The sequence below is a fragment of the Mesorhizobium sp. STM 4661 genome (genome assembly GCF_000359125.1).
Classification (GTDB): domain Bacteria; phylum Pseudomonadota; class Alphaproteobacteria; order Rhizobiales; family Rhizobiaceae; genus Mesorhizobium.
The window spans coordinates 14,527-40,465 of record NZ_CAAF010000056.1 but is presented as its reverse complement, the minus strand read 5'-3'; the positions used below and the strand labels follow the sequence as shown (position 1 = coordinate 40,465).

The 25,939-nt window shown below is 60.2% G+C and carries 26 protein-coding genes; 12 read left to right on the top strand and 14 right to left on the bottom strand.

The annotated features are described in order from the left end of the window. Positions 1-15: 15 nt before the first annotated feature. The 12 genes from nifT to MESS4_RS33995 all read right to left on the bottom strand — a co-directional run bounded on the left by nifT (position 16) and on the right by MESS4_RS33995 (position 10,620). Positions 16-228 carry a putative nitrogen fixation protein NifT gene (gene nifT, locus MESS4_RS18360; protein WP_006333877.1) on the bottom strand — a complete coding sequence of 71 codons (213 nt, stop codon included), beginning with the start codon at positions 226-228 and terminating at the stop codon, positions 16-18. After that, on the bottom strand, positions 225-551 hold the full coding sequence (locus tag MESS4_RS18355; protein ID WP_006333875.1) for a nitrogen fixation protein NifZ: 327 nt from the start codon (positions 549-551) through the stop codon (positions 225-227). Before MESS4_RS18355 ends, nifT begins: the two co-directional genes overlap by 4 nt. A 90-nt stretch (positions 552-641) precedes the next feature. Next, a complete protein-coding gene (locus MESS4_RS18350; protein ID WP_027033172.1) occupies positions 642-836 on the bottom strand; it encodes a 4Fe-4S binding protein in 195 nt (64 codons plus the stop codon). A 32-nt stretch (positions 837-868) separates the two neighbouring features. Then, positions 869-2,350: a nitrogenase cofactor biosynthesis protein NifB gene (gene nifB, locus MESS4_RS18345; RefSeq protein ID WP_006333866.1), complete on the bottom strand. Its 1,482-nt coding sequence runs from the start codon at positions 2,348-2,350 to the stop codon at positions 869-871. A 250-nt stretch (positions 2,351-2,600) separates the two neighbouring features. After that, positions 2,601-4,361 (bottom strand): nif-specific transcriptional activator NifA, encoded by a 1,761-nt coding sequence (gene nifA, locus MESS4_RS18340; protein ID WP_006333858.1) that lies wholly within the window; start codon positions 4,359-4,361, stop codon positions 2,601-2,603. Between the two features lie 158 nt (positions 4,362-4,519). Further along, positions 4,520-4,819 (bottom strand): ferredoxin family protein, encoded by a 300-nt coding sequence (locus MESS4_RS18335; RefSeq protein ID WP_006333856.1) that lies wholly within the window; start codon positions 4,817-4,819, stop codon positions 4,520-4,522. A 12-nt stretch (positions 4,820-4,831) separates the two neighbouring features. Then, positions 4,832-6,139, bottom strand: coding sequence for an FAD-dependent oxidoreductase (locus tag MESS4_RS18330; RefSeq protein WP_006333855.1), 1,308 nt, complete (start codon positions 6,137-6,139; stop codon positions 4,832-4,834). Between the two features lie 11 nt (positions 6,140-6,150). Beyond that, positions 6,151-7,257 carry an electron transfer flavoprotein subunit alpha/FixB family protein gene (locus MESS4_RS18325; protein WP_006333854.1) on the bottom strand — a complete coding sequence of 369 codons (1,107 nt, stop codon included), beginning with the start codon at positions 7,255-7,257 and terminating at the stop codon, positions 6,151-6,153. Between the two features lie 20 nt (positions 7,258-7,277). Beyond that, positions 7,278-8,129, bottom strand: a complete 852-nt coding sequence (locus tag MESS4_RS18320; protein ID WP_006333853.1) for an electron transfer flavoprotein subunit beta/FixA family protein — start codon at positions 8,127-8,129, stop codon at positions 7,278-7,280. Positions 8,130-8,311: 182 nt separating this feature from the next. Next, positions 8,312-8,695 (bottom strand): nitrogenase stabilizing/protective protein NifW, encoded by a 384-nt coding sequence (gene nifW / locus MESS4_RS18315; protein WP_006333852.1) that lies wholly within the window; start codon positions 8,693-8,695, stop codon positions 8,312-8,314. Next, positions 8,676-9,932 carry a cysteine desulfurase NifS gene (gene nifS, locus MESS4_RS18310; RefSeq protein ID WP_006333851.1) on the bottom strand — a complete coding sequence of 419 codons (1,257 nt, stop codon included), beginning with the start codon at positions 9,930-9,932 and terminating at the stop codon, positions 8,676-8,678. Before nifS ends, nifW begins: the two co-directional genes overlap by 20 nt. A gap of 532 nt (positions 9,933-10,464) precedes the next feature. Beyond that, positions 10,465-10,620 carry a hypothetical protein gene (locus tag MESS4_RS33995; RefSeq protein ID WP_198292776.1) on the bottom strand — a complete coding sequence of 52 codons (156 nt, stop codon included), beginning with the start codon at positions 10,618-10,620 and terminating at the stop codon, positions 10,465-10,467. Positions 10,621-10,654: 34 nt separating this feature from the next. Here MESS4_RS33995 and MESS4_RS18305 point away from each other — a divergent pair, with 34 nt between their 5' ends. The 4 genes from MESS4_RS18305 (at position 10,655) to MESS4_RS18290 (ending at position 14,330) form a co-directional block, all read left to right on the top strand. After that, positions 10,655-12,550: an ABC transporter ATP-binding protein gene (locus MESS4_RS18305; protein ID WP_157385614.1), complete on the top strand. Its 1,896-nt coding sequence runs from the start codon at positions 10,655-10,657 to the stop codon at positions 12,548-12,550. 618 nt (positions 12,551-13,168) lie between these two features. After that, positions 13,169-13,372, top strand: a complete 204-nt coding sequence (locus MESS4_RS18300) for a CCE_0567 family metalloprotein (RefSeq protein ID WP_006333845.1) — start codon at positions 13,169-13,171, stop codon at positions 13,370-13,372. Continuing rightward, positions 13,369-13,686, top strand: a complete 318-nt coding sequence (gene fdxB / locus MESS4_RS18295; protein ID WP_006333844.1) for a ferredoxin III, nif-specific — start codon at positions 13,369-13,371, stop codon at positions 13,684-13,686. The genes MESS4_RS18300 and fdxB overlap by 4 nt, the downstream gene beginning before the upstream one ends. Continuing rightward, entirely contained in the window at positions 13,683-14,330 is a 648-nt protein-coding gene (locus tag MESS4_RS18290) for a nitrogen fixation protein NifQ (protein ID WP_006333843.1), read from the top strand. The genes fdxB and MESS4_RS18290 overlap by 4 nt, the downstream gene beginning before the upstream one ends. Here MESS4_RS18290 and rpoN read toward each other — a convergent pair. Together rpoN and MESS4_RS18280 are read right to left on the bottom strand one after the other, a co-directional pair. After that, positions 14,327-15,781 (bottom strand): RNA polymerase factor sigma-54, encoded by a 1,455-nt coding sequence (gene rpoN / locus MESS4_RS18285; RefSeq protein WP_006333842.1) that lies wholly within the window; start codon positions 15,779-15,781, stop codon positions 14,327-14,329. The genes MESS4_RS18290 and rpoN overlap by 4 nt on opposite strands. A 73-nt stretch (positions 15,782-15,854) precedes the next feature. Continuing rightward, positions 15,855-16,403, bottom strand: a complete 549-nt coding sequence (locus tag MESS4_RS18280; RefSeq protein ID WP_036241566.1) for a peroxiredoxin — start codon at positions 16,401-16,403, stop codon at positions 15,855-15,857. On the opposite strand from MESS4_RS18280, the gene MESS4_RS33600 reads away from it, so the two are divergent. The 8 genes from MESS4_RS33600 to MESS4_RS18235 all read left to right on the top strand — a co-directional run bounded on the left by MESS4_RS33600 (position 16,393) and on the right by MESS4_RS18235 (position 25,921). Then, a complete protein-coding gene (locus tag MESS4_RS33600) occupies positions 16,393-16,563 on the top strand; it encodes a hypothetical protein (protein ID WP_157385611.1) in 171 nt (56 codons plus the stop codon). The genes MESS4_RS18280 and MESS4_RS33600 overlap by 11 nt on opposite strands. A gap of 1,327 nt (positions 16,564-17,890) precedes the next feature. Continuing rightward, entirely contained in the window at positions 17,891-19,108 is a 1,218-nt protein-coding gene (locus MESS4_RS18265) for a cytochrome P450 (RefSeq protein ID WP_006333838.1), read from the top strand. Positions 19,109-19,146: 38 nt separating this feature from the next. Next, the gene (locus MESS4_RS18260) at positions 19,147-19,392 is read left to right on the top strand and encodes a ferredoxin (RefSeq protein ID WP_027056547.1); all 246 of its coding nucleotides are present in this window, start codon (positions 19,147-19,149) and stop codon (positions 19,390-19,392) included. A gap of 211 nt (positions 19,393-19,603) precedes the next feature. Beyond that, positions 19,604-20,143: a nuclear transport factor 2 family protein gene (locus tag MESS4_RS18255; protein ID WP_006333835.1), complete on the top strand. Its 540-nt coding sequence runs from the start codon at positions 19,604-19,606 to the stop codon at positions 20,141-20,143. A 183-nt stretch (positions 20,144-20,326) separates the two neighbouring features. After that, entirely contained in the window at positions 20,327-21,967 is a 1,641-nt protein-coding gene (locus tag MESS4_RS18250) for an SDR family oxidoreductase (protein WP_006333833.1), read from the top strand. Positions 21,968-22,217: 250 nt separating this feature from the next. Beyond that, on the top strand, positions 22,218-23,273 hold the full coding sequence (locus tag MESS4_RS18245; RefSeq protein WP_006333832.1) for an LLM class flavin-dependent oxidoreductase: 1,056 nt from the start codon (positions 22,218-22,220) through the stop codon (positions 23,271-23,273). Between the two features lie 501 nt (positions 23,274-23,774). Next, positions 23,775-24,683 (top strand): phosphoenolpyruvate mutase, encoded by a 909-nt coding sequence (aepX, locus tag MESS4_RS18240; RefSeq protein WP_006333831.1) that lies wholly within the window; start codon positions 23,775-23,777, stop codon positions 24,681-24,683. A gap of 47 nt (positions 24,684-24,730) precedes the next feature. After that, positions 24,731-25,921, top strand: coding sequence for an aminotransferase class I/II-fold pyridoxal phosphate-dependent enzyme (locus MESS4_RS18235; RefSeq protein ID WP_006333830.1), 1,191 nt, complete (start codon positions 24,731-24,733; stop codon positions 25,919-25,921). The last annotated feature ends 18 nt before the right edge of the window (positions 25,922-25,939 follow it).

The following is a 25,939-nucleotide window of genomic DNA, read 5'->3' as shown; positions in this document are numbered from 1 at the left end:
GTGTAAACCCGAAGGTCAGTCCTCGTCGGAAATCTTCTTTGCTTCGACGGTAATCGGCAAAGGCGTGTCCCACGGAAGGTCGGGCAGCTCTAACCGCCAGCCGTTCTTCAGCGTCACAGCCCCGCCCCATAAGTGTTCGTTGTCAACCTTGATGATCGGCTCTTCGAGATCCTTTTTGGGAATATATGCCGATAAGCCAGCACCGGTCCTGCGGATCATTACCCTCATCGGGCCGTTCCTTTGTTAAAGCCAGCACCGATTTCGGCACTGGAAGGAGTCCGGGCCGTCTCAAGGCTCATGAGTTCACGCGCACGCATGCCGACGACGGTGCCGCGATCGACCCATTCGACCGCATAGATGTAGAACTGCTGGAGAAAGGTGCCGATGTCGCGCACATAGCCCTCGTCGCCTTTGCGCACCAGATTTTCACCGATCTCCTTGCCCGGATAGGTGCCGTCATTTTTTATGTGGCGTGTGGCGCGGACCCGCTCACCCGGCATGAATCGCGGGGGTGTACGGATTTCGATGTCCTGTTCGCGTCCGAGGCTCATGGCCGTTCCTTTCTCTCGGCTGCAGCTTTCCAACAGGAGGTCAATGGTCCTGCGGAGGCGCCTCGACCGTGTCGGTAGCCGAAATGGAGGTCAGGCAGGGACGCAAGTCTTCGACACCGGACATACCGAGGCGCATTGCTGCGTTTCGAAGGTCCCCTCGCATTCGGTGCACTTTTTCGGATCGATCACGTAGATCTCGCCCTTGAACTTAATCGCGCCCGAAGGGCATTCAAACTCACAGGCACCGCACTGGGTGCATTGGGAAGCGATGATCTTAAAGGCCATTTTCAACTCCGGTTCGGTTAGAATGAGGCGGCTCAGGCCGTCGCAGCCAGTGGCTCACTCCCAAACTCGGCGGCGTAAAGCGCGCCGATCGCGGTCTCGATGTAGTCATACCCGTAAGCCTCTGTTGCTCGGATCCCACCTTCCTTGAGACGATCCTCGGGGCAATTTCCAATTCTCGCGCACAGCACGATGTCTACGCCTTCGAGCGTAGAGATGACGCCGTCGAGCCTCTTGTCCTCGGCCCGGCCGCCGAGGCAATACTGTTCGACCTTGCGATGACCGACGAAACTGATCCCTTTCGGAGAGGCCTCATAAACCTGGAATTCCTTCGCATGGCCGAAATGCTCGTTGATGCGGCCGCCACCCTTGGTCGCCACCGCTACCAGAAGCGATTTGCCGGAGCCTGCGGTCTTGACCATCCCGAGCGCCTCGCTCTTGGCCGCCAGGCGATCGCCCCGCTCGCGCGCGACCACTGCCCGATATGACTCGCGCTTGCTGGCGTCGTACGTGACCTTGTCGGGAAGCCGGTCGAGCGTGAATTCCTGGCCACGATCCTCGCCGAGCAGGCCGACAGCATCGGCCCGGCACTGCCGGCAGTGGCGCATCAACTTGGCGCCGCCTTCGAGACGATCCTGAAGGGCCTTCAGCTCCATTGCCTTGGGGCCGCGCTGCCCACTCAGGCCGTAATGCGTACCGTGCGCCGGGTCGGAAATCAGCGGCATGACATTGTGCAGGAACGCGCCGCGCTCCTTGACCCATTTATTCACCTCGATCAGGTGCTCATCGTTTACGCCGGGGATCATTACCGAATTGATCTTGGTGAGGATGCCGCGCGCCGTCAGCATCTCCAGCCCCGACATCTGTCGTTCGTGCAGGATCGTGGCTGCCTCAACGCCGGTATAACGGCGGTTGTCATAGAAGATCCACGGATAGATCTTGGCACCGATCCGCGGGTCGACCATGTTGATGGTGATCGTCACGTGATCGACATTCATTTCGGCAAGCTCGGCGACGCGGTCTGGCAGCGCGAGCCCGTTGGTTGAGATGCACAGCTTGATGTCGGCGATTTCCTTGGCGACCCGTTGGAATGTCGCCTTTGTGTTCTTCCAGTCGTAACAGGCATCGCCCGGTCCGGCGATGCCAAGCACGGAAAGCTGCGGCACTTCGTTGGCAACCCCGATCACCTTGCGCAGCGCCTGGTCGGGCGTCAGCCTTTCCGAAACGACCCCAGGCCGGCTTTCGTTGGCGCAGTCATATTTGCGATTGCAGTAGTTGCATTGAATATTGCAGGCTGGGGCGACCGCCACATGCATGCGCGCGAAATAGTGGTGCGCTTCCTCTGAAAAGCAGGGATGATCCTTGATCTTCTCCCAGACGGCCGAGTCCATCTCGTGCGGCTTCGCGGAGGAGCCGCAGGATGAAGATGCGCAGCCACCGGATTTCGCTCTCGCCGGCGACTGATCGAAGACTGTCGTGCCGGAAAGGCCCTGTAGCGAAATCATCGGTGCGGACATGGAGCGGCTCCGTGCGTGATGTGAACATCGCACTTCAGAGCGCAAGAGATATGCCAACCCCAAAAGCGGTCTTATCCGTCATGTTGGCTTTTACGTCGGCCTTTTGTGTCCAATTGTGTCCGTTTCCTGCGACACGGTTTTGTCAGGTCGCCGACAACGGTCAAAAGCAATGCGAAAAGTGACGTCTTGTCTCAGTTACGCCCGGTGCGGGCAGCAACCGCGCCCCCACGTTTGATGTCATCAGGGACGTTTAGAACTTCTTCACTCCGATACGATGCCGGCGCAAAGCATAGCCGACCTGCCGCGGCGTGAGACCAAGAACACGAGCCGCCTTGGCCTGAACCCAGCCGGCTTTCTCCATCGCATCAATCAGCCGGTCGCGTTCCGTCAGACGCGGGTTCATTGCAGGGCAAACGGGATGGTGGGGGTCGCAGGTCTCGCCGGGCGATGCCTCATTCTGTGAGGGGCCGACTCGCATGGCAGGCAGCGGCGATCCAACCGGCATCATATTGCCACGTGCGAACCCGTCGACGGCATAGGCGCCGTGCGAACGGTCGACTCCTTTCCACAGAAGCGAAGACAGGCACTGGCTGTTCTTGCAGGCGAAATCCGACGCAGTTATTGTCGTTGAACGCGCAAGTGTGGCCGTCCGTCTCACACAATTCTCCAACTCACGCACGTTGCCAGGGAAATAGCATTGCGACATCAGGTCAAGCGCCGACGGCGTGAAGCCAAGATCGCGATGGTTCTCCTTGTTGAATCGGTCGAGGAGAGCGTTCGCAAGGCGTGGAATATCGCCCGGTCGTTCTCTGAGGGGAGGCAGAACTATTGGCACCACATTGATGCGGTAATAAAGGTCGGCCCTGAACTCTCCATTCCGGACAGCCGTCTCGAGGTCCTTGTTGGTGGCGCATATGAGCCGCACGTCAACTTTTAGGGTCCTGGTGCCGCCCACTCGCTCCAGTTCTCCTTCCTGCAAGACGCGCAACAGCTTGGCTTGAAAGGCAGGCGAAATCTCGCCGATTTCATCAAGCAGCAGCGTTCCGCCATTTGCCAATTCGAACCGGCCAGCGCGCTGCAGGATAGCCCCGGTGAAGGCGCCCTTCTCGTGGCCAAAGAGCTCCGATTCCAAAACGCTTTCGGGCAGTGCGGCGCAGTTCAATTTGACGAAGGATTTCTCCCTCCGATGTGAAAGCTTATGGATGGCCTGTGCAAAGAACTCCTTGCCGGTACCGCTTTCGCCTCGAAGAAGCACGGTGGAATTGGTCCTGGCCACGACCGAGACGATCTCCAGCACTTGCTTGAGCGCGGGACTTTCTCCTATGATTCCGTCGATCTTGACATGCGGATGTCGGGCCGGATGGGTCCTGTCCTCGTCGAGCGACTGCTCTGGTCTCGGTTGCTTCTCGATAAGTCGCTGACCAGCCGTGCTCAAAGTGCGATGCAGGCGGATGGTCCGGCCGACCAGATTGGCGACCATGGCCAGGAAACGTAAGTCCTCCTCGTAGCGGAACCTGGTGGTACCGTTCCTGACGCGGTCGATCGACAGCGTCCCGAAGATCTTTTCCTCAGCCTTTAGCGGGACACCGATAAACGCAGTTGCGACCGTGCCGCTGCTCGATTGAGGATCAGCCTGAAATAGCTCGGACGTGCTTGTGTCTTGTATGACGATCGGCACTCCAGTAGCGACGATTTTGTCTATTACAGCCTGGGGTATGACGCTGCCGGCGGCTGACTTAGGCACAGCACCGCCGGTAGTTGCGCTAATCTGCGGCTCTCCTTCAGCATCCAGGACGACGATTGCGCCATCACGCATTTGCACAAACGAGGAGAGGATATTCGCGACATTGGCAAGCGTAATCTCCAGCCGGGTCGGGGCAGTCAGAATCTTCGATATCTCGTAGATTCCCCTGAGCAAGCTGTCCGCATTGCGCGCCGCTTCGACCGCAGGTTCAGGCGGGGTGTTCCGAGATACAATTTCACCGACCTGATCTGGAAGCATGTGAGCCATGCAAACACCTCAAGGGTTGTCCAAGGTGCTCCTCCCAACCCCTTTTTTGTAGTTCGAGTTCCAGAAACATAGTATTTTCAGCTTTTCGGGCGTTTGTGAGCAATATTGGCGGTCTTGACCGCAATTGCGAGCCTCTCGTTTCTCGCTCTTTGCGGCAGTTATCCAAACTTGAAGAGAACGCCAAAACCGCCGCGCGGGTAATTCCATACGATCTCACCGCTGGCCTCGCACAGCACGCGACAGGTGCCGCATTCCATGCAGCCGTCGGAAGTCGTCTCCACCTGTCCCTTGTCGTTCAACTCATAGCACTTGGCCGGGCAGATGTGTGTCAGCGCGAGCAGGTTCGCGCTCGGCCTCTCGTGCGGTCGCACTTTGATATGCGGGCGGCCTGGATCGACCAGATAGCGGTTCTGATAAAGCTTCTCCTCGACACGTAACTTCGTCACGGCCATCGTCATCCTGTTTCTCCTTCAGCGCCACGCGAGTGCCAGGCGGACCACATCGCTGATCAGCCCCCAGCGCGAACGCGCCCTGATGAAGGCAGCAGTGGTCGCCTTTTCCTTCTCGATTTTTGGGGTGCCGTCGACCCGCATGAAGTTCTGCGCGGCCTGCGACATCAACTGCGGGTAAGTCATGAAGAAATTGAGGGAATTGGTGTGTATAAGGGCCGGCATGTCCTTATATTTCATCAGGTCTTTGACTACGAAGGACTTGTCCAGCATGGTCTTGTAGAGGGCGAGGTTCCTCCTGATCATCGGCTGGTTGCGGCCCTTGATCTCAATGATTGCCTCGCCCGCGATGCGGCCGGAAGTCATGGCGAGGTTCGAACCCTCGCGGTGGATAGCGTTGTTCAGTTGGGCGGCATCACCGACCGCCACCCAGCCGTCGCCGAAGAGCTGCGGAATTGCCTTGTAGCCACCTTCGGGAATGAGATGCGCGGAATACTCCTTGACTTCCGAGCCCGCGATCAGCGGCCGGATCGAAGGATGGTTTTTGAAGTTGTCGAGGAGGACGTAAGGGCTCTCCATTGTCTGGGCGAAATCGGAGACGAGGCAGCCGATGCCGAGAGAGATCGACTCCTTGTTGGTGTAGAGGAAGGCCAGTCCGGCCATGCTGCGGGAAATCGTGCCCGCCGCTTCGATCACGCAGCCTTCGTCGCCCTGGAGGCCGAACCGCTGCTCAATGACCTCATCGGGTAGAAAATGCATTTCCTTGACAGCGAGCGCCACGCTTTCTGGCTTCGGCATCTTGCGCAGGCCGGCCCGTGTACCGAGCAGCCCGTTGACACCTTCTGCGAGCACGACGACGTCCGCGTAGATCGGCCCGCCAGCCCGGTCGGTGCGCACGCCGATCACCTTGCCGCTGGCACTGCGGACAAGTTCGGTCACCGTCGTCTCGCACAGCACCGTCGCGCCGGCTTGGCGCACCTTGCGCGAAAACCACTTGTCGAATTGGGCGCGGATGATCGTGTAGCGATTGGGCTTCGCCTCGTTGAAATCGTCCGATCGATACTGCATCCCGGTGTGGGAGGTGTCGTCCATCACCCAGAATCGCTGCTCGACCAGATGCCGCTCGAGAGGCGCATCATCCCGGAAATCCGGAATGATTTGCTCCAACATGTCGGCGTACATGATGGCGCCCTGGACATTCTTGGAGCCCGGATACTCGCCGCGCTCCAACTGCAGCACCGTCAGGCCCTGGCTTGCCATGGTGTAGGCGGCCGCGTTTCCGGACATACCGGCCCCGACGACGATGGCGTCGAATTCTTGCTCGATCATGGCCCTCTCCCTTAGCTCGCAAGCTTGTCGTGGCTGTGCGGCGACAGCCGCCGGGTGAAAGCTTCCGTCAATGCCGGCAGGAAACGGATTGCGTCGGTGACGATGCCGAGATGGGCAAATTCGAAGATCGGGGCGTTCGGGTCGGTGTTGATGGCCACGATCAAATCAGCCCCCTCCACGCCAACCCGATGCTGAATGGCGCCGGAAATCCCGGCCGCTATGTAAAGCTTTGGCCGGATGGTCTTGCCAGTTTGGCCAACCTGCCGATCGGCAGGCATCCAGCCCTTCTGGACCAACGGGCGCGAACAGCCATATTCGGCGCCGATTGCCCGCGCTAGATTCTTCACAAGCTGCAAATTCTCCGCTGAGCCGAGACCGAGGCCTCCGGCAACCACGATGTCGGCGTAGGCGAGATTTGCCTTTGCCGATTGGCGATCGAGGTTGAAGCCAAGGACTTTGGTGATGATCTCTTCCTCGGTCATTGACAGCTTGTGCCGGATGACACGCCCGACCGGCTTGTCCGTCCGCGGTGGCATGGCCATAACCCTCGGTCGTACCGTGGCCATCTGCGGCCGGTAGTTGAGCGTATAGATCGTGCATAGCAAGGAACCGCCGAAAGTCGGACGGGTCGCGGCGAGCGAACCGTCGACATCTACATCGAGTTCGGTACAGTCGGCAGTGAGCCCTGTCAGCAAGGTCGTCGCTACTGAGCCAGCGAGATCCCTGCCGAGCGTGGTCGCACCGAGAAGCAGGATCTCCGGTTTGTGGGTATTGACCAGATCCGTCATCGCCTTGGTGAAAGGCTCGTTGCGATAGTCGGCAAGCAGCGGTGCCTCGACGAGGTAGACAAGGTCGGCGCCGTAAGCAAAGGCCTCGGCAACGGCATGCTGCGTGGCCTCGCCCGGCGGTCCGAGCACGATCCCCGCAAGCTGGATGCCTAGCTTGTCGGCGAGCTTGCGGCCTTCGCCAAGCAGTTCGAAGGACACGGGATGGACCTCGCCGCGTTCCAGTTCGATGAAAACCCAGACGTGCCGATAGTCCCTAAAGTGCTCAGGCAATTCCCTCTTGATGCCGGCACGGCCGGCGGAAGGAGGGGCTTCGCGGTTCGCGTTCGACATCATCTCTCCTTGCCGTCCCGTCACTGGCCGCCGTCGAAGGCGAGTTCGTGTTCCAGCGCTGGCTGGCGGGTAAAGATTGCGGCGATCAGTTCGTCAGCGAGGTCGTGCTGCGTCTTGTCGGTCATGTCGATCTGCGTCGCCTTTTCCGCCTTCGTGGTTGGGGCGAAAACGCGCTTGACGACCGTCGGCGAGCCGCGCAGGCCGCATTTGTTGAGGTCCTCAATGCCAGCTTCGGCCGCGCTCCATTTCACGATCTGGCTGCGCGCGGCGCGCATGGCGTCGTCGAGCGAGCCCCTGCGGATTTCGTTGGTGCCTTCCAGCATTGTGATGAGGCAAGGCAGCCTGCTTTTCAGCATCTGCGTACCGCCTTCCGAACGGCGCTTGACGGTGATCTCGCGCGCATCGACATCGATAGAGTCGATCTTCGCCACATAGGTGAACTGCAGGAGGCCGAGGCGCTTGGCGATGCCGGGCCCGACCTGGGCGGTATCGCCGTCAATCGTCTGCTTGCCGGCGAAGACGATGTCTGGCGCGCCGAAGGTCTCGCCAATTCTCACGATTGCCCGAGAAAGCGCGAAGGAGGTCGCCAGCGTGTCGGAGCCGGCAAAACAGCGGTCGGTCAAGAGTACCGCTCGGTCGGCGCCATAGGTGAGCGCCTTGCGCAGCGCATCTTCTGCCATCGGCGGACCCATCGTAAGCACGGTGACCTCGCCGCCATGGGCGCCGCGCAATTTCAGTGCCTCTTCGAGGGCGAACAGGTCGTAAGGGTTGATGATGGTCGGCACGCCCTGGCGCATGATCGTGTTCGTCACCGGGTGGACACGTATCTGCGCGGAGTCCGGCACCTGCTTGATACAGATTACAATGTGCATTGCGTCTTTCTCGGCTCCAATCCGCAAGCGGCCCTGGCGTTCATCTCCTTCGCAGCATCATTCGTGCCAACCATTTTGCGTTGCCCTGTTCCCTTTGACATGGGTTGTTTTCTTCCGAAGGTGCCGTCGTGATGACCGGGTTTGTCGGCTTTTCGACATTGTCGCGTCGCACTCGTGTCGCGTTATTCTGTCCCGAACCGCCTCAGGATCGACTCGAACGGGACAAAGGTGTGGTCCCGAGTGGCCGGTTTGTCGGGATCGTGCTCTTTGAGCACCTTGAAGACCCGTTGGGTGAGTGGCGAGGATGTCGCGAAATCCTCATAGGCGCGTTCCAACGTCGCACGCGCCCGCGCGGCGATCACCCCGTCGGGAAGACCGGCGAAATCCTCTTCAGCGAGATATTGGCCCATGCGCTTCAGGATATGCAGCCGTGAGACATTGAGCACCTTCGGATCATAAGAGATGCCAAGGGCTGCGAAGAACTCCTCCGCAGCCGACAGGCTCTTCAGCCGGGCGAGGATGTCGGTGACATCGATGGCGCGGCTTTCAGCGAAACAACTGCGCATTGCATTCTCCTGGGCCGGAAACGGTGGTCGGGTTTGCCTTGTCGCCCAGGCCAGGAGCTGATTGAAGTCCTCTCGCCTGGCTGGCAGATGGGGAAAGCTCACGCAGCTTCTTAACGATCCCGGGCATGACCTCGAGCACGCGGTCGACGTCCTCCTCGCCGTTGTTGCGCGAAAAGGAGAAACGGATTGCCCCGTGTGCCGCGCTATTGGGGATGTTCATCGCCACCAAGACGTGGCTCGGCTCCAGCGAGCCGCAGGCGCAAGCAGAGCCGGAGGAGCAGGCGATGCCCTCGCGATTAAGGAAATGCAGTATGCCCTCACCTTCGATATCTCCAAAGGCGATGTTTGCGGTGTTCGGCAACCGCTTTAGCAAGTCGCCGGCGACGAAGGCGTGTGGGATGCGCTGGAGAAGTTCCTTCTCCAGGCGGTCGCGCAACGCCTTTACCCGTGTGTTCGCGTCGTCCATGAATTTCAAGGCAAGATCGGCTGCCACGCCGAGACCGACGATGCCTGGCGTATTCTCCGTGCCGGCGCGGCGGTTGCCCTCCTGGCCTCCCCCCTTGATCAGCGGACAGAAGCGCACGCCGCGCTTTACATAAAGTGCGCCGACCCCTTTCGGTCCGTGTAATTTGTGACCGGAGAGAGACAGCATATCGATAGCCGTCGATTTCAAGTCGATCGCAAGCTTGCCGACCGCTTGCACCGCGTCGGTATGAAAAAGGGCGCCGACTTCCTTGGCCAACTCAGCAAGCTCGACCACCGGGAAGATCGTCCCGGTCTCGTTGTTCGCCGACATGATCGAGACGATCGCCACGCGCGGGGTGAGGGCGGCCTTATAAGTGTCGAGGTCGAGCCGGCCGTGGCGATCCACCGGGATCCTATGCACCTTGATGCCGCGCGTCTTCTCAAGGTGGGCGCAAAGCGTCAGCACGGCCGAATGCTCGACTGCGGAAGTCACGATCTCTGTGCGCTCAGGCATCACCTCGAGCGCCGAGAGGATCGCGGCGTTGTCGCTTTCCGTCCCGCCCGAGGTGAAGGTGATCTCGTCCTCGAACTCCGCTCCAATCAGCGTTTGCACCCGCAGGCGCGCCTTTCTCACCGCCGCCCCGGCGGAAGCGCCAAAATCGTGGCTCGACGAAGGGTTGCCGAATTGCTCGGTAAAAAACGGCAGCATTGCTTGAACGACTTCAGGATCGACCCGTGTCGTTGCGTTGTTGTCCAGATAAACAGGTCTCATGGATGTGATCCTTCTGCTGAGCGCAATCACACAAGGCGCACGCCCGGTCTGTCATGATGATGATGATGATGGTTAGCCGAAGGAGTTGCCGCGGCCACATTCGGCCTGCGCGCTTCTTGGCGCCGGCGCGGCAACCCGCCTCGACCTTGGTGCGCCAGCGTTGCGCCGGCTCGGCCCCCGGCAAGCGCGGTCTTTAGGCCACGGCGTTTTCGGTGCGCTTGATCATGGACTGTCTCTCCTTCAGGCCGGAAGCGTTCGCGAACAGCTACGCATGGACCGTGCCAAAGAAGGGAATCATTTCAAAACAACATGATGGCTCTAACACAGCTATGTCGCATTTCCGACATCGGCGGGAATTGTTCAACGCGGAACGCCGTGGAATCGGGCGGGCGTAGATTCCGCCTCGCGTGAGGAGCAATCCTGTCGGGGCCGTTCGCCAAGGTTGCCCGCGCGACCGAGGCGTCCTGTCGGGTTTGTCGCGTGCGCGACACGGCACTGTTACGCCCCCGTTGCCCTGCTGAGATCTCGTTTGTCATTGTAGAATATGCAGAAAATGCTTCTGAGCTTCTTTCTGAGCCTTTGGCGCGGCTTTTGCGGTTCTCTCCTCGTAGGGCAGCGCGTGCCCGCGGCCGATATTCATCTCGCGGGTGACATCGCGATCGATGGAACGAAGGAAAGAAAGCAACATGTCAGGTCTAGATCAGCCACCCGCATTCCGAGCGATGTTTTCGTCCTCACGCAGACCTTCCATTTCGGGTTTCTTGAGACCGAGCGGCCTGCTTCGCTCGTACAAAGCCACGCGGCGTTTTCACATCGATCTACGCGGCGCCGCCTTTCGCGACGTCTTCGCCTTCACCATGCGCCACTGGAGCAAGCAGCCGGTCCGGCTCGCGATCATTATGATCGCGGTGCTGGTGGCAACGCTCCTTGACGTTCTGACGCCGCTCTATTCCGGACGGCTCGTAAACGCGGTCGCCCAAGGAGCGGCAGCCGACGCCGTCGTGTGGGATGCGGCTCTTGCGGCCTTTTCAATGTTGATCGCGCTCGCACTCGGCGCCGTCGTCATGCGCAACATCGCCTTCATTGCCGTCAATGACTTCATTCTGAAGATGATGTCGGACATCGCCAGCGACGCGTTCCATCGCGTCCAGCGCTTTTCGACCGATTGGCATGCGAAAACCTTCGCCGGCTCTACGGTGCGCAAGATCACGCGCGGCATGTGGGCGTTCTGCCTCCTTAACGACACGATCCTTCTTGCCTTGTTCCCGTCGCTTATCATGCTCGTGGGGTCGAGCGTTCTGCTCGGCTGGTATTGGCCGATGATGGGGCTGATCATCGCTTGCGGCTCGGTTGGCTATGTGGCGCTGATCATTATCCTGTCGCTCGGCTATGTGGCGCCAGCCGCAAACCTCGCCAACAACTGGGATACGAGGCTTGGCGGCTCGCTTGCGGACGCGATCAGCTGTAACGCGGTGGTCAAAGGCTTCGGCGCCGAGGTGCGGGAAGATCATCGCTTCGCGAAAGTCATCTCCAAGTGGCGGCACCGCACCCTCCGGACCTGGGTGCGCGGGACGGTCAGTGCTGCATTCCAGGGGATCATGCTTCTTGCGATGAGAGCGGCTTTGATTGGCTATGCCTTATTTTTGTGGTCGCGCGGCCAGACTACCCCAGGTGACATCGCCTTGGTGCTCGGGTCTTTCACCGTCCTATATGGCTACTTGCGTGATGTTTCCATACACGTGCGCAACATCCAGCGCTCTGTAAATGAGATGGAGGAACTGGTCCAAACCTACAGCCAGCCGCCCGACGTGGCCGATGATCCGGGCGCCAAGCCGATCCGGATCACGAAGGGTCACATCGATTTTGAGAGCGTCCACTTCCACTACGGCAATCATTGGTCGCCCTTCTACAGCGACTTGTCGATTTCGATTGAGGCCGGCGCGCGGGTCGGTCTGGTCGGCCCCTCTGGGTCCGGCAAGACCACCTTCGTCAAGCTCATCCAGCGGCTTTACGACCTGGATGCTGGACGAATCTTGATCGATGGGCAGGACATTTCGCGGGTGACGCAGGGTTCGCTGCGCTCGCAGATCGCGATCGTACAGCAGGAGCCCCTCCTGTTCCACCGCTCGCTGGCCGAGAACATAGCCTATGGGCGGCCGGGTGCTTCTCGGTCCGACATTGAGCAGGCGGCGCGGCTCGCCAGCGCGCATGACTTCATTGCACGCCTGCCGAACGGCTACGGTACGCTGGTCGGCGAACGCGGCGTGAAGCTCTCAGGCGGCGAGCGCCAGCGTGTGGCGATAGCGCGCGCCTTCCTCGCCGATGCCCCGATCCTGATTCTGGACGAGGCGACATCAAGCCTCGACTCGGAATCGGAGGTGCTGATCCAGAAGGCGATGGAGCGGCTCATGGTCGGGCGCACCACGCTCGTCATTGCGCACCGGCTCTCGACGGTGCGGGCACTCGACCGGCTGCTTGTCTTCGACCGTGGTTGCATCACCGAGCAGGGCGACCATGCCGCGCTGATCCGTCGCGACGGCATCTACCGCCGCCTGTTTGAGCGGCAGGCCTTGGAACTGACAAAGGGGTGCGATGAGACCAATGTGCAACACGGTTGAACGCGGCGTGAATTCAGCTTGCCTCCCCAGCAATCCTGTCGGGCCGTTCCTGAAAAGGCGGCCGCAACCTGTCGTCGGGCTTGTCCAATTCACGACACGCCTGGTGCCGGCCTGTCTTCCTGCCGCGCTCTTGAGCAAACCCATGAATGGGATGAAGACAACTTTTTATGAGCTGCGTCCTGCGTTCCCGGCACGGCGCTTGAGGCTTCCTCCTGAGGCGGCAGCCGCCTCGCGATTATTTAGATCCTGGTTGATGCGATCAATGGAGCGAAGGAAAGCAACGCGCCGGATCCACGCGAGATCCGCCTTCTCTGGCATAGGGGCGTCGCCAAATCGACACCCTCACAATATGCGCTCACCGCCCGCGTCGACGTCGGGAACAAGATCTTGATTGTCGTCTGCGCTCAACCGCTCTTATGCCGAACTCGAAGGATACGGACCTGCGTCTCGCCGCGCGGGATTGCATAAGCTGGCTGCAGCGTCCATCGGCATCACCGGTTCGGCTTCGAGACGTTCCGGAAACCCGCCGAGGCCGGCGCGCCGGCGATGCGCTCGTGGCCATCGAAGCGCGTCCCGACATGGCGCGGGCGTAACGACCGGCTTGCGAGGAAGGGGATCATGTCAGACCTTGCGCTGTTGCAGAAGAAGGTCCGCAAGCTGCAGTCGCGCGCGGGAGCCGCCAAGATGGAATTGCACGACCTTACCGAGGACCTTCCGGTCAACTGGACCGAGATCAAGGCGGTCGCCTGGAAAGCCTTCGAGGTTTTTTCCGAGTTGGATGCGGCAAAGGAAGAACTCGCAGCGTTGGAGAATTCACAATGACGGGCGCTTTCGTCACCCGCGACGGCTCTCCCTGGACGCCGCACTATCTGACGGCGATCGATGGCGCGACCTGCATCGGCTGCGGCCGCTGCTTCAAGGTCTGCTCGCGCGAGGTCATGCACCTTCATGGCGTCGATGACGCAGGCGAAATCCTCGGCATCTGCGCGGGCGAGGACGACGACTTCGACGGCGAGCTCAACCGCATGGTCATGATCGTCGACCATGCCGGCCGCTGCATCGGCTGCGGCGCCTGCGGCCGCGTCTGCCCGAAGAACTGCCAGACCCACCTTGCGGCCGACAAGCTTGCTGCATGAGCTGGGGACAAGACCAGCAGAACGGCGCCACATTCGCCCATCACCGTGGCTGTTTCAGCACCAGCCAATGGCCGCCGACAGACCAGGCGGCGGCGTTCGACCGGCATGTGCTTGCCTGTGTTTTCTACCTCGCGTTCGAGGAGGTCGAGGCCGGCAAGGCGACCGCGACCGAAGCAACCGGCCTTTCGCGTGCCGACCTGCGAGATGTCATGACACGCTATTTCCCGGCTGTTCCCGTCAACGCCTTCGCGCTGGAAAAGCTGACCGATCCCGAGCCGGATATGGAGGAAGGGCTTCTTCGCGGCTTGCTTATTGGGCATGCCAGGCCAGGCGATCCGGCGAGCACCCTCTTCGCCAAGATCATCGCCAGGCGCAGTTTGCGCAATGACCATCTGTGGCAGGACCTTGGCCTTTTCAATCGGGCCGAACTCAGCCGCTTAATGGCCAGGCATTTCCCGGCGCTGGCGGCCGGCAACACCAAAAACATGAAATGGAAGAAGTATTTCTATCGTAAGCTCTGCGAGGCTGAAGGCTTTTCGCTATGCACCGCGCCCAGTTGTCAGGAATGCGGCGATTTCGAAAGCTGTTTTGGCCCGGAGGAAGGCGAAAGCCACTTGGCACGGATCAAGAACGGGCTCGCTTAAGAGCCGCTTTCGTCGCCGCCGCCGCCCGGGCTTGATTGGCATCGAAGACGCACGCGCTTTTCCCGGCGACGTCGCGCGGAGGACGGGATGTTCAGCGCCTCACGATATTTCGCAACGGTGCGGCGAGCAATGTCGATCCCGGTTTCCTTGAGCCGGGTGGCGATGTCGTCGTCGGAAAGCACTTCGTTGGGCGATTCCACGGCAACCATCGCCTTGATTTGATGGCGGACAGCTTCGGCGGAGTACGCGTCGCCGCCTTCGGAGGAGCCGATCGCGACAGTGAAAAAATACTTCAGTTCGAACACGCCGCGCGGGGTCAGCATGTACTTGTTCGACGTTACCCGGCTTACCGTCGACTGGTGCACGTTGATCGCATCCGCGACAGTCCTGAGATTGAGAGGCCGCAGGTGGGCGACCCCATGTTCAAAAAAGGCGTCCTGCTGGCGGATGATTTCAGCCGCTACCTTGAGGATCGTCTTGGCGCGCTGATCAAGGCTGCGGATTAGCCAGTTCGCGTTTTGGAGGCATTCGTTGAGAAATGCCTGATCTTTCGAATTTTGAGCGCTTAGGCGGGAGACCTGGGCAAAATAGTTTTGGTTCATCAGCAGCCTAGGCAGCGTGTCTGGATTGAGTTCGATTTGCCACCCACCTCCGGGAGAGGGCTGGACCAAGACGTCGGGAATGATCGATTCAGGCCCTCCGGATTGGAATCGGTTTCCGGGCTTGGGATCGAGCGCGCGGATTTCGTGCAACATGTCGAGAAGGTCGTCTTCATCGACACCGCAATGGCGCTTCAATGTTTGAAAATCGCGTCGCGCCAGCGCTTCAAGATTGGCGACCAGCGCTGCCATTGCCGGGTCGAACCTGTCTAGCTGCCGCAATTGTATCTCAAGGCATTCGCTGAGAGTTCGCGCAAAAATACCCGGTGGATCGAACTGCTGCAAGGTTCCGAGAACCCGTTCCACAACAGCCTCCCGGACATTCAGGCTGCGGGCCAGTTCCGAAAGGTTCACCGGAAGGTATCCGGTGTCTTCCAGATGACCGGCAAGCTCGCCAGCTATTCGCCGCTCCAGCGGCGCGAATGCGCTGAGAGCGATCTGACGAGCGACATGGTCGTGCAATGTTTCGATGGACGTCCAGGAATCTTCGAACGCATGGTTTCCCCCCGGTTGGACATTGTTTTTGCCGCGGATTGATTTCCACTGCGAGGCCCGATCCGATATTCCGCCCGTGGTCGGCCCGATGCGCGGGTTCCCGGCCGAAATCGACGGAATGTCCTTCGGCGCCCGGTTTGAGGCCCGTTCCAGAAAGGGGTTCTTCTCGATTTCCTGCTCGACGAACTGATGCAGTTCGGGATGCGCCAGTTGCAACAGGCGAATGGATTCCATCATTTGCGGCGTCAAAACCAACGATTGCTTCTGACGCTGAAGCAGGCTTGCTGAGGACTCCATGGCTAGCGTGAAACTCCTACCGAGCGACCTTCGCCTTGTGCAAGGGGATTTTCGAGACGTTGACTCGTCTAGATCATGCAGCCGTCACGGCTTTGGCGGCTCTCAGCGTTTCAAGGACGTTCTGCGGCGACGATACGCCATAGGGGTCGGCCTCGCAGTTGTCGCAGAAACCGTCCTCCTCGAACCACTGCTCCACCACGCCATTGTTGATCACGGCAGCGTAGCGCCAGGAGCGCATGCCGAAGCCGAGATTGTCCTTGGCAACCAGCATGCCCATCTTGCGGGTGAACTCGCCCGAGCCGTCTGGGATGAGCTGGACTTTCTTCAGCCCCAGGGCCTTGCCCCACGCATTCATGACGAACGCATCGTTGACGGAAACGCAGTAGATTGCGTCAATTCCCTCCTTCTCGAACTCGTCGTAGAGCATTTCGAAATCGGGCAACTGGAAGGTCGAGCAGGTCGGGGTGAAGGCACCGGGCAGCGAGAACAGGATGATGCGCTTGCCGCTGAAACAGTCGTCGGATGTCTTGTCTTCCCAGCGGTGCGGGTTTGGTCCCTCGATGGAATCATCGCGAACACGCGTGCGAAAGGTGACGAAAGGAACCTTTTTTTTGACGGTCATCAATGTGCTCCTGGAGGAAAACTGGTGCGCTGCTTTTTCGGTTGAAACTGACACGGCATCGACCGCGGCCGGCAATTCGGTCGAGCGCCGCGCGTTTTGCGTCGACCTTGGATCAGCCATGGCAAATCCGCTCGCGAGCACGGGCGTTCTCGATTTGTAGCGGCACGAGAACGGTTTCACTACGCGCTTGTACGGGGCGTCGCGATGTCAGCAATGGTCTTACTCCTGGCCACCTTGTGATGAGTTCTGCCGAGTACGACGCAAGCGCCGTGCCATTTGATTTTAGGCTGGGGGTCACACTGTTTTTTGCAGCGACACTCTTTGCCTTGAGCGGCCAAGACCGTGCCTTCGCCGAGAGCGAGCGCGCCCATAATCATCTGATCGTGAGCTCTGGGCAGAGGGGATCCCGTTTATGCGTATCAAGCCGCGCCCCTCTTTGTCCGAAGCTGGACAAAAATGTCGGAAGTCGGACCGGAGGGTCGCCGGGTCGCCGGCGCGGCGAACACGTGGCTCGTATTCGAAGCGAAAATCTGGGCTCAAACTCGGAACGAGGGACAGGAGTCGATCGGGGTTAACCTGACGAGGGTCCCTATGGCCTCCGTTCTCAGGATTGAGACGGCTGACAGGCCCACGCGCTTCGCCCTATCGACGCTCGCGAGACCGCTTCGAAATCGACAACGGGTACAAAAAAGCCAGCACGTCCTTAGCAAGCTGGCCATGTGATCTTTCTGAACCGCGCTTGCGTGAGGCGGGCACGGTCCCGAGGTGACGGAAAAAGCCGCCTTGTGCTCTCGGAGCATTTTGAAGCTGCCGCGACTTTGCTGTCGGGTTTGTCATGTCCGGGACACGGCTTTGCTCCGCCAGGCTTGCGGCTGCGCATTCGTTCAAGCTGTTGAATGATATGTAGAAATCTCCTGCAGGGCTCTTTCCGCGCCATTGGCACGACTTTTGAAGCTCTCATGTGAGACGGCAGGAGATACCGACTGGCGTCCATTCGTGAGTGATATCGCGCTCAATGCAATGAAGGAAGACGACATGTCAGGTCAGCGTCAGTTCAGATTCTATCCGATACGGGCATTGCCCGCGGAATGCAATATCGACCGGCGTGACTGGCGTCACCGTCACAACCGCCCGGCACCGGCCAACGGCCACCGATCGACCTGCAGATACGGTTCGACCAGAATGTGCTTGCTCCTGTCCTCTCGCCGGCGCTTGAGGAGACCGGCGAGCACTTCGGCGGCCAACCGGTCTTTCGCGTGCCGCGCTGCGGATATCCTCGAAGAGATGATCGACCCCGAACCGCTGTGGAGCAAGAGATTCATTCCGTTCGCCGGTCGAAGCTGGAAAACGCCGCGTCTCCGACGATTTCGCTCGTCGGCTCTTTGGCGGGCAGGCAGCGGTCTGGCCAAAAGGGCAACAAGCTTGCTGGATGGCCAAGATGCCATGGTGCGCGGCCTGGTTAGTGGTTAGACGGCAGGAGAAATGCAATGGCGATCAACCCGGTTCCAGATCATGTCCCGCCCGAAATGGTGAGAGACTTCAGCCTGTTCACATCGCCAGGCATGCCACCAACGCCCAACGGGGATCCACACGCAGCCGTCGCTTGCGCCCATGACGGGCCTCCGATCTTCTATTCCCCCTACAACACGCAAGATGGCCGGGGCACCTGGGTCATCACCCGCGCCGCAGACCAGCGTAAGGTGCTGCAGGACACTGAAACTTTTTCCAGCCATCGCAGCATCTTCTCCTCCATACTGGGCGAAACCTGGCCGACGATCCCGCTTGAGCTCGATCCACCGGCCCATGGCGCATTTCGCTCACTGCTCAGTCCGCTGCTTTCGCCCAAGCGGGTGACGGCACTGGAACCGGCTGTCCGTGAGCGAGCGATAGCCCTGATCGACCGGATCACCGCATCGGCCACGAGCTGCGACGTCATGAAGGATTTTGCCTTTCCGTTCACTGTCAGCATCTTCCTTCGCTTTCTGGGGTTGCCGGATCAGGGACTCGATACATTTGTCGGCTGGGCGAAAGATCTGCTCCACGGCGACGATGTGGAACGACCTGTGGCTGCCCGCAAGATTGTGGCTTTCATCGATGAACTTGCAACCAATCGCCGCAAGAATCCGGTCGACGATCTCATGACCTTCATCGTGCAGGCACAGATCGAGGGCCGCCAGCTAACCGACGGGGAGATCCGTGGCATCGGCGTGCTTGTGTTCGTCGCGGGACTTGACACTGTCGCAGCAGCTATTGGCTTTGACCTGGCTTATCTAGCGCGCAACCTCAAGGATCAGGAACTGCTGCGCAGCGAACCGGACCGCATCCTGCTCGCAACCGAAGAGTTGCTGCGGGCCTATCCGCCCATTCAGTTGATCCGCGTGGCTACGAAAGATATCGACTTCGAAGGCGCGCCGATCCGAAAGGGGGACTATGTTTCGTGCGCCACGATGATTGCAAATCGCGACCCGGAGGAATTCGAATCCCCCAACACGGTCGATCTGGCGCGAGAGCACAACCGCCACGCCGCCTTTGGCTATGGTCCCCACCGTTGCCTTGGCTCACACCTTGCCCGGCGCGAGATTGTCATTGGCCTGGAGGAGTGGCTGGCGCGCATACCGACCTTCCGGATCAAGGAGGGTACAGCGCCCATCACCTGTGGCGGCCATGTGTTCGGGATCGAAAATCTGATCCTGGACTGGTCATGACCATCGCCGAGCCATGCCAAGACAATGGAGGCAGCGCTATGCGCATTATCGTCCACAATGCCAAATGCCAGGGTCACGCGCGATGCTGGGCGCAAGCGCCGGACATCTTCAAGCTTGATGACGATGGCTACATCCTGCCCGGTGACATTCAGGTTGCGGAGGGGGAGCAACTGCTTGCGTCACAAGGCGCGCGATCCTGCCCCGAACGTGCGCTGGAAGTCGATCGCACCTCGGCAGCGCGGTTCGAACCAGCCGCCATGCAACCAAGAACTGGGGAAGCTTAGGTGGAATCGACGAGACGTGGCCCCACACCGCAAAGCAAGATGTCCGGCCGCTTCCCTGCCTACCTCCTCTCCGGCATCAAGACCTCAATGACACGCACGCGACACGTGAAGTTCGTCTCCGTTCTGGCTTCTTCAGTTGCCGATCGCTTCGACCTTGCACGCACCTAGAGGCACGAAGCGCCTCTTCCAATCTCAAATTTGCGACAGAGCGATGGGCCAGGCAAAAATCACCGAACTGCGCGACCGCGAGGCGATCCGCGACTGCCTTTATCGGTACTGCCGCGGCATAGACCGCGCGGATGAGGCTGCGCTGCGCAGTGCATATTGGCCCGATGCGCATGACAATCACGGTGCCTATCGCGGCTCAGCCGAGGGCTTCTTTGAGTTTGCGCTTGGTCTCTTCAAAACCGGACCGCGCTTAATCCACCAGATCACGAACGTCTTGATCGAATTCATCGACCCGTCGGAGGCCGTGGTCGAAAGCTATTTCACCGCGCTGCAACGCGGACCAGACAATGACGGAGAAGCACGCCAGGTGCTTCTCTGCGGCCGTTACTGCGATCTTTTTCAGAAGAGGGAAGGGGCGTGGCGCATTGCCGAACGGACCGTCGTTTACGATTGGATCGAAGAACAGACCCCACCAGCGGTCCCCGAGGCAGAACGGTTCGGCTTGCGGCAACCGATCGGAGCAGCGCATCCCAATGACCCGGTTTACGCGCTCAGGAAGCGCCGCAGCTCGTCATCAAAATGAAAATGCCATGCATGTCACCACAATGCTTTCCAAGGCTCCCAATTGCGGAGCCGCGTCGCGGGAGCGGTCGCGGAACGCAACACGTCTACCCGGTATGGAAACTCGCCGTCACCAGGACGTCCGCGACCGGTCTTGCGGCTGACTCGCGTCGATATCTCTGACACTGGCTGCGGAGAGGTTCATATGAAGCAGGCAGGACGGGTCGTCATCATAACGGGAGCGGCAGGCGGAATCGGCCGTGCGCTGGTCGAGATCGTTGCCGCCGATGGAGACATCGTCGTTGCGGTGGACCTTCCTGGCAGCGGCGTTCTTGAACTGGCCGGCGGTCTCGGCCATCCGCATCTGGGCCTCGAATGCGATGTCTCACGAGAAGAGGACATTGTCGCCCTATACGGCCGCATCGAAGCGCAGTTCGCGAAAATCGATGTTCTCGTCAACAACGCGGCGATAGGACCCGCCATGGCTGCGACTATCGACACCGGTTTCGAGGCCTTCCGACGCGTGCTGGCAACAAATCTGATCGGGCCTTTCATCATGGCCGGCGAAGCGGCGAGGCGCATGCAGCCCGGCGCTGCCATTGTCAACGTCGCTTCGCTGGCGGGCGTGCTCGGCAATCCCAAGCGCAACGCCTATGCCAGCTCGAAGGCAGGCTTGATCGCTCTCACGAGATCGCTTGCATGCGAGTGGGCCTCGCGCGGCATCCGCGTAACGGCGGTAGCGCCAGGATACGTGCGCACGCCGATGGTGGCGGAACTGGAACGTGCGGGCAAGATGGACCTCGCGGCCGTGCGCCGCCGCGTGCCCATGGGGCGAATGGCGCGCCCCGACGAGATCGCTCGGGCCGTGCGTTTTTTGGCCAGCGCACAGACGGGCTACATCACAGGATCGGTGCTGACGGTCGACGGCGGTTGGATGTCGTTCAACCAGCCGGGCGACGCGCACCCGCCGGTCGACGAGACGCCTCGAGCCGAACTCTTCCGGCCGGCCGAACGAACTGGCGCGCGCACAGTGGTCGTGACGGGCGGCGCGAACGGTATAGGCGCCGCCGTCGTTCGCCGCTTTGCCGCGAACTCCGACACAGTCGTGATTGCTGATAAAGATGGTGCTGGGGCGGCAGAACTCGCTGGTTTGCTGGGCGGCAGGCACGTGGCGAAATCCGTCGACTTGGCGGTCGAGAGCGAGGTGGTGGCCCTGTTCGAGGAAATACGGGGGCGCTTCGGTCGCATCGAGATCCTCGTCAACTGTGCTGCTATTGCCGATACGTTTGTGCGAGGGATCGAAATCCCGCGACAGATCGAGCGGGTACTGGACGTCAATCTCACCGGCACCTTCACCTGCGCGCGCGAGGCGATCAAGTCGATGGACGCCGGCGGCGTAATCCTCAATCTTGGATCGATCAATAGTTTCCTGCCCTTCGTGCCGCGCCATGCCTATGGGGCGTCCAGGGCGGGTATGAACATTCTGACCCGGTGCATGGCGGCCGAACTCGGGTCGGTCGGCATCCGAACGGCCACCGTCGCTCTCGGCTATATCCGTACGCCTGACATTGCTCAGCTGGTCGAGTCCGGCTGCATCGATTCCGTAGCGATCAAACGGCGCATCCCGATGGGGCGGATGGGAGAGCCCGAAGACGTCGCCGAGGCAGTGTTCTTTCTGGCCTCGCCTGATGCCTCATACGTAAACGGCTCGACCCTCTACGTGGACGGCGGCTTGACCTCGTTGGCTGACGCGCGAAACGCCCAGCCAACCGATCAAGAAAATCCAACGGAATGTTCGCCGGCGACGGGTTGCGGTTCGTCGAAGCCGACGAGGTTCGAGGATTGAGACTGCGGCTGAATGGCACGTGCCAAGCGCGGCTTGCCAAGTGATCGTCTTTATCGGTGACGGAAAACTCGTCATCAGGGTCGAATCACTAGCCAGGTTTTGGCGCTTGCCTGCGGCCGCCGAACGATAAGCGGCTTTGCGCAAGATCGTCGACTACGTCGCCGCCAGGCCGGATCGATACCGCGGCCCCCCCGCAATCGGCACAAGTCGAAGGCTTGATTGGCCACTTTGTGTAAACGAGGGACACGCCATGGAATTCGCGACGTTCATCTTGGCGGCCCAGCGAGGCTATCATCAATCGTGCGACAGCGTCATCGGTAACTCCATAGAACAGACAATCGCTTCGGAGCAGGCTGGCTTCAACACCGCTTGGTTCGCCGAGCACCACTTCAACAATTATAGCCTGGTTCCCTCGCCCTTGATGATGGTGGCGCACTGTGCTGGCCTTACGAGCACCATTCGCCTTGGCACCGGTGTGTGTGTGCTGCCGCTATATCAACCGCAGCGCCTGCTCTCCGAGATCGGCTTTGCCGATATCGTTTCGAACGGCCGCCTCGAACTCGGCGTCGGCTCGGGATACCAGCAGTTCGAGTTCGAGCGCTTCGGCGTCGATGTCGATCAGGCGCCGGCCGTGTTTGCGGAATACCTGGATATCCTTCTCAAGGGCCTTAACCAGAAGGTCTTCGAGCACAATGGCCAGTATGAGAAGATACCTTTAACGGCGATTTCGCTGCGCACCATCCAAAGGCCAGCACCACCGATCTGGATCGCCTGCGGGTCCGCGCGAAGCATGTGCCGGGCCTATCGTGAGGGCCACAATCTTTTCGTCACGGCGTTCCACTACGGCTTGGAAAACGTAAGAACGCTGCGTGAGACCATCGAGGCGGCAGCGGCCTCGCGGGGTAATGATGTCACGGCCGCCAAGATAGCGCTCCTACGCTGCTGCTATGCCAGCGACGATCAGGCTGAGATCGACAGCTATCTCGACAATGCCCGCTTCCAGCGCCGGCTATCTGAAGCTCTTCATCAGCGCCGCCAGCAGAGCCGAGACGGCTATCTGCTGCAGGAAACACCGACGCAGCAGGATCTGTCGTTCGAGACCATGCGCCAGAACCTGCCGATCGGCAGCGTAAGTCGCGTCATCGATCGCCTGCTGGAAGAGATAAGTATCCTGAAGCCGGACCAGATCGCAATTCAGACCCAATTGGGAGATTTCGACCAAAAGACGATGCTACGCCAGATTGAGCTCTGGGGAGACAAGATCATTCCAGCGATCAACAAGTCGCTTGGTCAGGTCAAGGCTTGAAGTTCGGAACGGCCACTGGGGGAGCTGAAATCTCGCATGCCGATGCTCGACACTTCGTCCATGAGGCATGGATAAATAATCAAGCCGCCTGGCGATTGCCGGGATAGAAGACCAACGCCGTCGGTCACCTTGCCTGCACGGATCGCCGGTCTTCCGCTTTCTGGGCCATCTCGCTTGCGATCGTTGATCGGCAGCCTGACGGGACGGCCGCCACGGCGTAGACGAGAAGCCACTTCCGCTACCCCTCTTGTGTCTGAAGTTGGACCAAGATGTCGGAAGCACGACCAAGGGTCGAGAGGGAACCTGGGCCGCCGGTATGGAGAACTGGTGCGGCGCAGGGGGTACGCCAATTCGGCACGCGCCTTGCTTCATTGATTCTGTATGGGCGCACGACAGTGGCAGATCGCCGATCGGTGGGCAGAGCGTGCGTCACTGAAAGTACTTCGTGCGGCAGCGTTGACAGGCTTGTCGGCTGGATAGCGTCGGTGGAGGTGAGACCGCATGGTGGAGAGGCAGTCTGGTGCGCAGACGCGCGAGAGCTTGCGCCGAATGATCGCGTCCAGTGAACTCGCCTTCGCAATGGAAGCTCATGACGGCCTTTCGGCGGCGATTGCCGAGCGCGCCGGCTTCAAGGCGCTCTGGGCGTCCGGCCTCACGATTTCGTCCAGCCTCGGATATCGAGATGCTAACGAAGCTTCCTGGTCCCAAGTCGTCGATGTCGTTGAGCGAATCACCGACATGGTGGACATTCCAGTCCTCGTCGACGGGGACAGCGGGTTCGGGAACTTCAACAATGCCCGTTTGGTTGCCCGCAAGTTGCGCCAACATGGTGCGAGCGGCATATGCCTCGAGGACACGGCGTTCCCGAAAATGAACTCGTTCGTCGGTGATCGGCACCCGTTGGCCGATATTCCCGAGTTCTGCGGCCGGCTTAAGGCGGTGAAGGACCAAGTGCCGGATGCGGAGTTCGTTCTGGTCGCCCGGATCGAGGCGCTCATCGCCGGCCATGGAGAGGATGAGGCGCTAGCGCGGGCACAAGCATACGCTGAGGCGGGCGCCGATGCTATTCTAATTCATTCCCGCAAGTCCAACGCTGAGCAGATTTTCGCCTTCACGCGCGCCTGGCAGAACCGCCTTCCGGTCGTGATCGTGCCTACGAAATATTTCCGCACGCCAGTCTCCGCGTATCGGGCGGCCGGAATCTCCACGGTGATCTGGGCGAACCATAACATGCGCGCGGCGATCTCGGCCATGCGCCAGGTCTGCGACCGCATCCTCCGCGAAGAAAGTATCGCCGGTATCGAGGACGAGGTGGCGACGCTCGACGAACTCTTCGATCTCCTCAACTACCAGGAACTCTCAGCGGCGGAAGAGAAATATCTGCCGCAGACGGCGACCAGCGTCCGGTAGCAGGCCCAGCCCGTCTTTTGAAAAGCAAAACGAAAACAGGAGCGCACATGCTTGCGCATCGGACAAATCTGTTCGGTACATCGGGTACCGCCGCGGCGCGCGCTGCCGCAAAAGCGGCGGCCGATGCTGGCAAGGAGATCATCGATCTGACCGCCGGCGAGATCTGGAGCGAGCTTGCACCCACGATTCGCGACGGCGCGATCGACGCCATCAATAAGGGCGTCAATCGCTACACTGATAGCGTTGGCATGGTGGAGTTGCGCGAGGCACTGGCGCGGAAGATCTCCCTCGATACCGGACAGATCTGGAAGGCCGAGGAAGTTGCCGTGACGTCCGGAGCGAAGCAGGCCTTGTTCAATGCCGCAATGGTGCTGCTAAATCCGGGCGACGAGGTCATCATCCCGGCGCCCTACTGGACAACGTTTCCGGCCCAGGTGCTAATCGCCGGCGGCACACCGGTCTTCGTCGACACCAAGTCCAACGGTTACGTCCCGCGCCCCGAACACATCAAGGAGGCGGTCACCGAACGCACGCGGGCGATCGTCGTCAACACGCCCAGCAATCCGGCCGGTGCGGTCTACGATGTTGAGACTCTGATGGCCATCGCTGAATTGGCGGTCAGCCGCAACCTGTGGATCATTTTCGACGAGTGCTATGGTGACTTCGTGCATGGGGGTCATACCCACCATCCGATCGTCTCGGTCGCTCCCGAAATTCGAGCACGCGCGCTGATCGTCAACTCCTTCAGCAAATCGCTAGCATTGACCGGCTGGCGCATCGGTTATCTGGCGGGTCCAAAAGGGGTGATCAATGCCGTCAAGGCCCTGCAATCGCACACCACTTCGAATCCAAACGTAATTGCCCAGCACGCGGTGCTCGCCCATTTGCAAAGGGGTGGCTCGGACTATGAAGGCAAGCTGCGTTCACGCCTGACAAGCGCCAGACGGGTCGGTCTCGACGTGCTTTCTTCGTTGACGCGTGTACCGGTCGCCAGGGCGCAAGGGGGCTTTTATTTCTATCTCGACCTTTCCCATCTGCTGCGACCGGGAGCGGAAGACGGCGCCTCAACGACAGCCGACGATATCGTGACGGGTCTGCTTGCCGAAGCTGGCGTCGCAGCTGTGTCGGGCACCGCGTTCGGCGACCCCGCCGGCCTGCGCCTGTCCTATGGAATTCCACCTGAAAAACTCGCGACCGGCCTGGCCCGGCTCGTCGAATTCCTCAACGCCTGGAAATGACACCGCAACACAACGAAA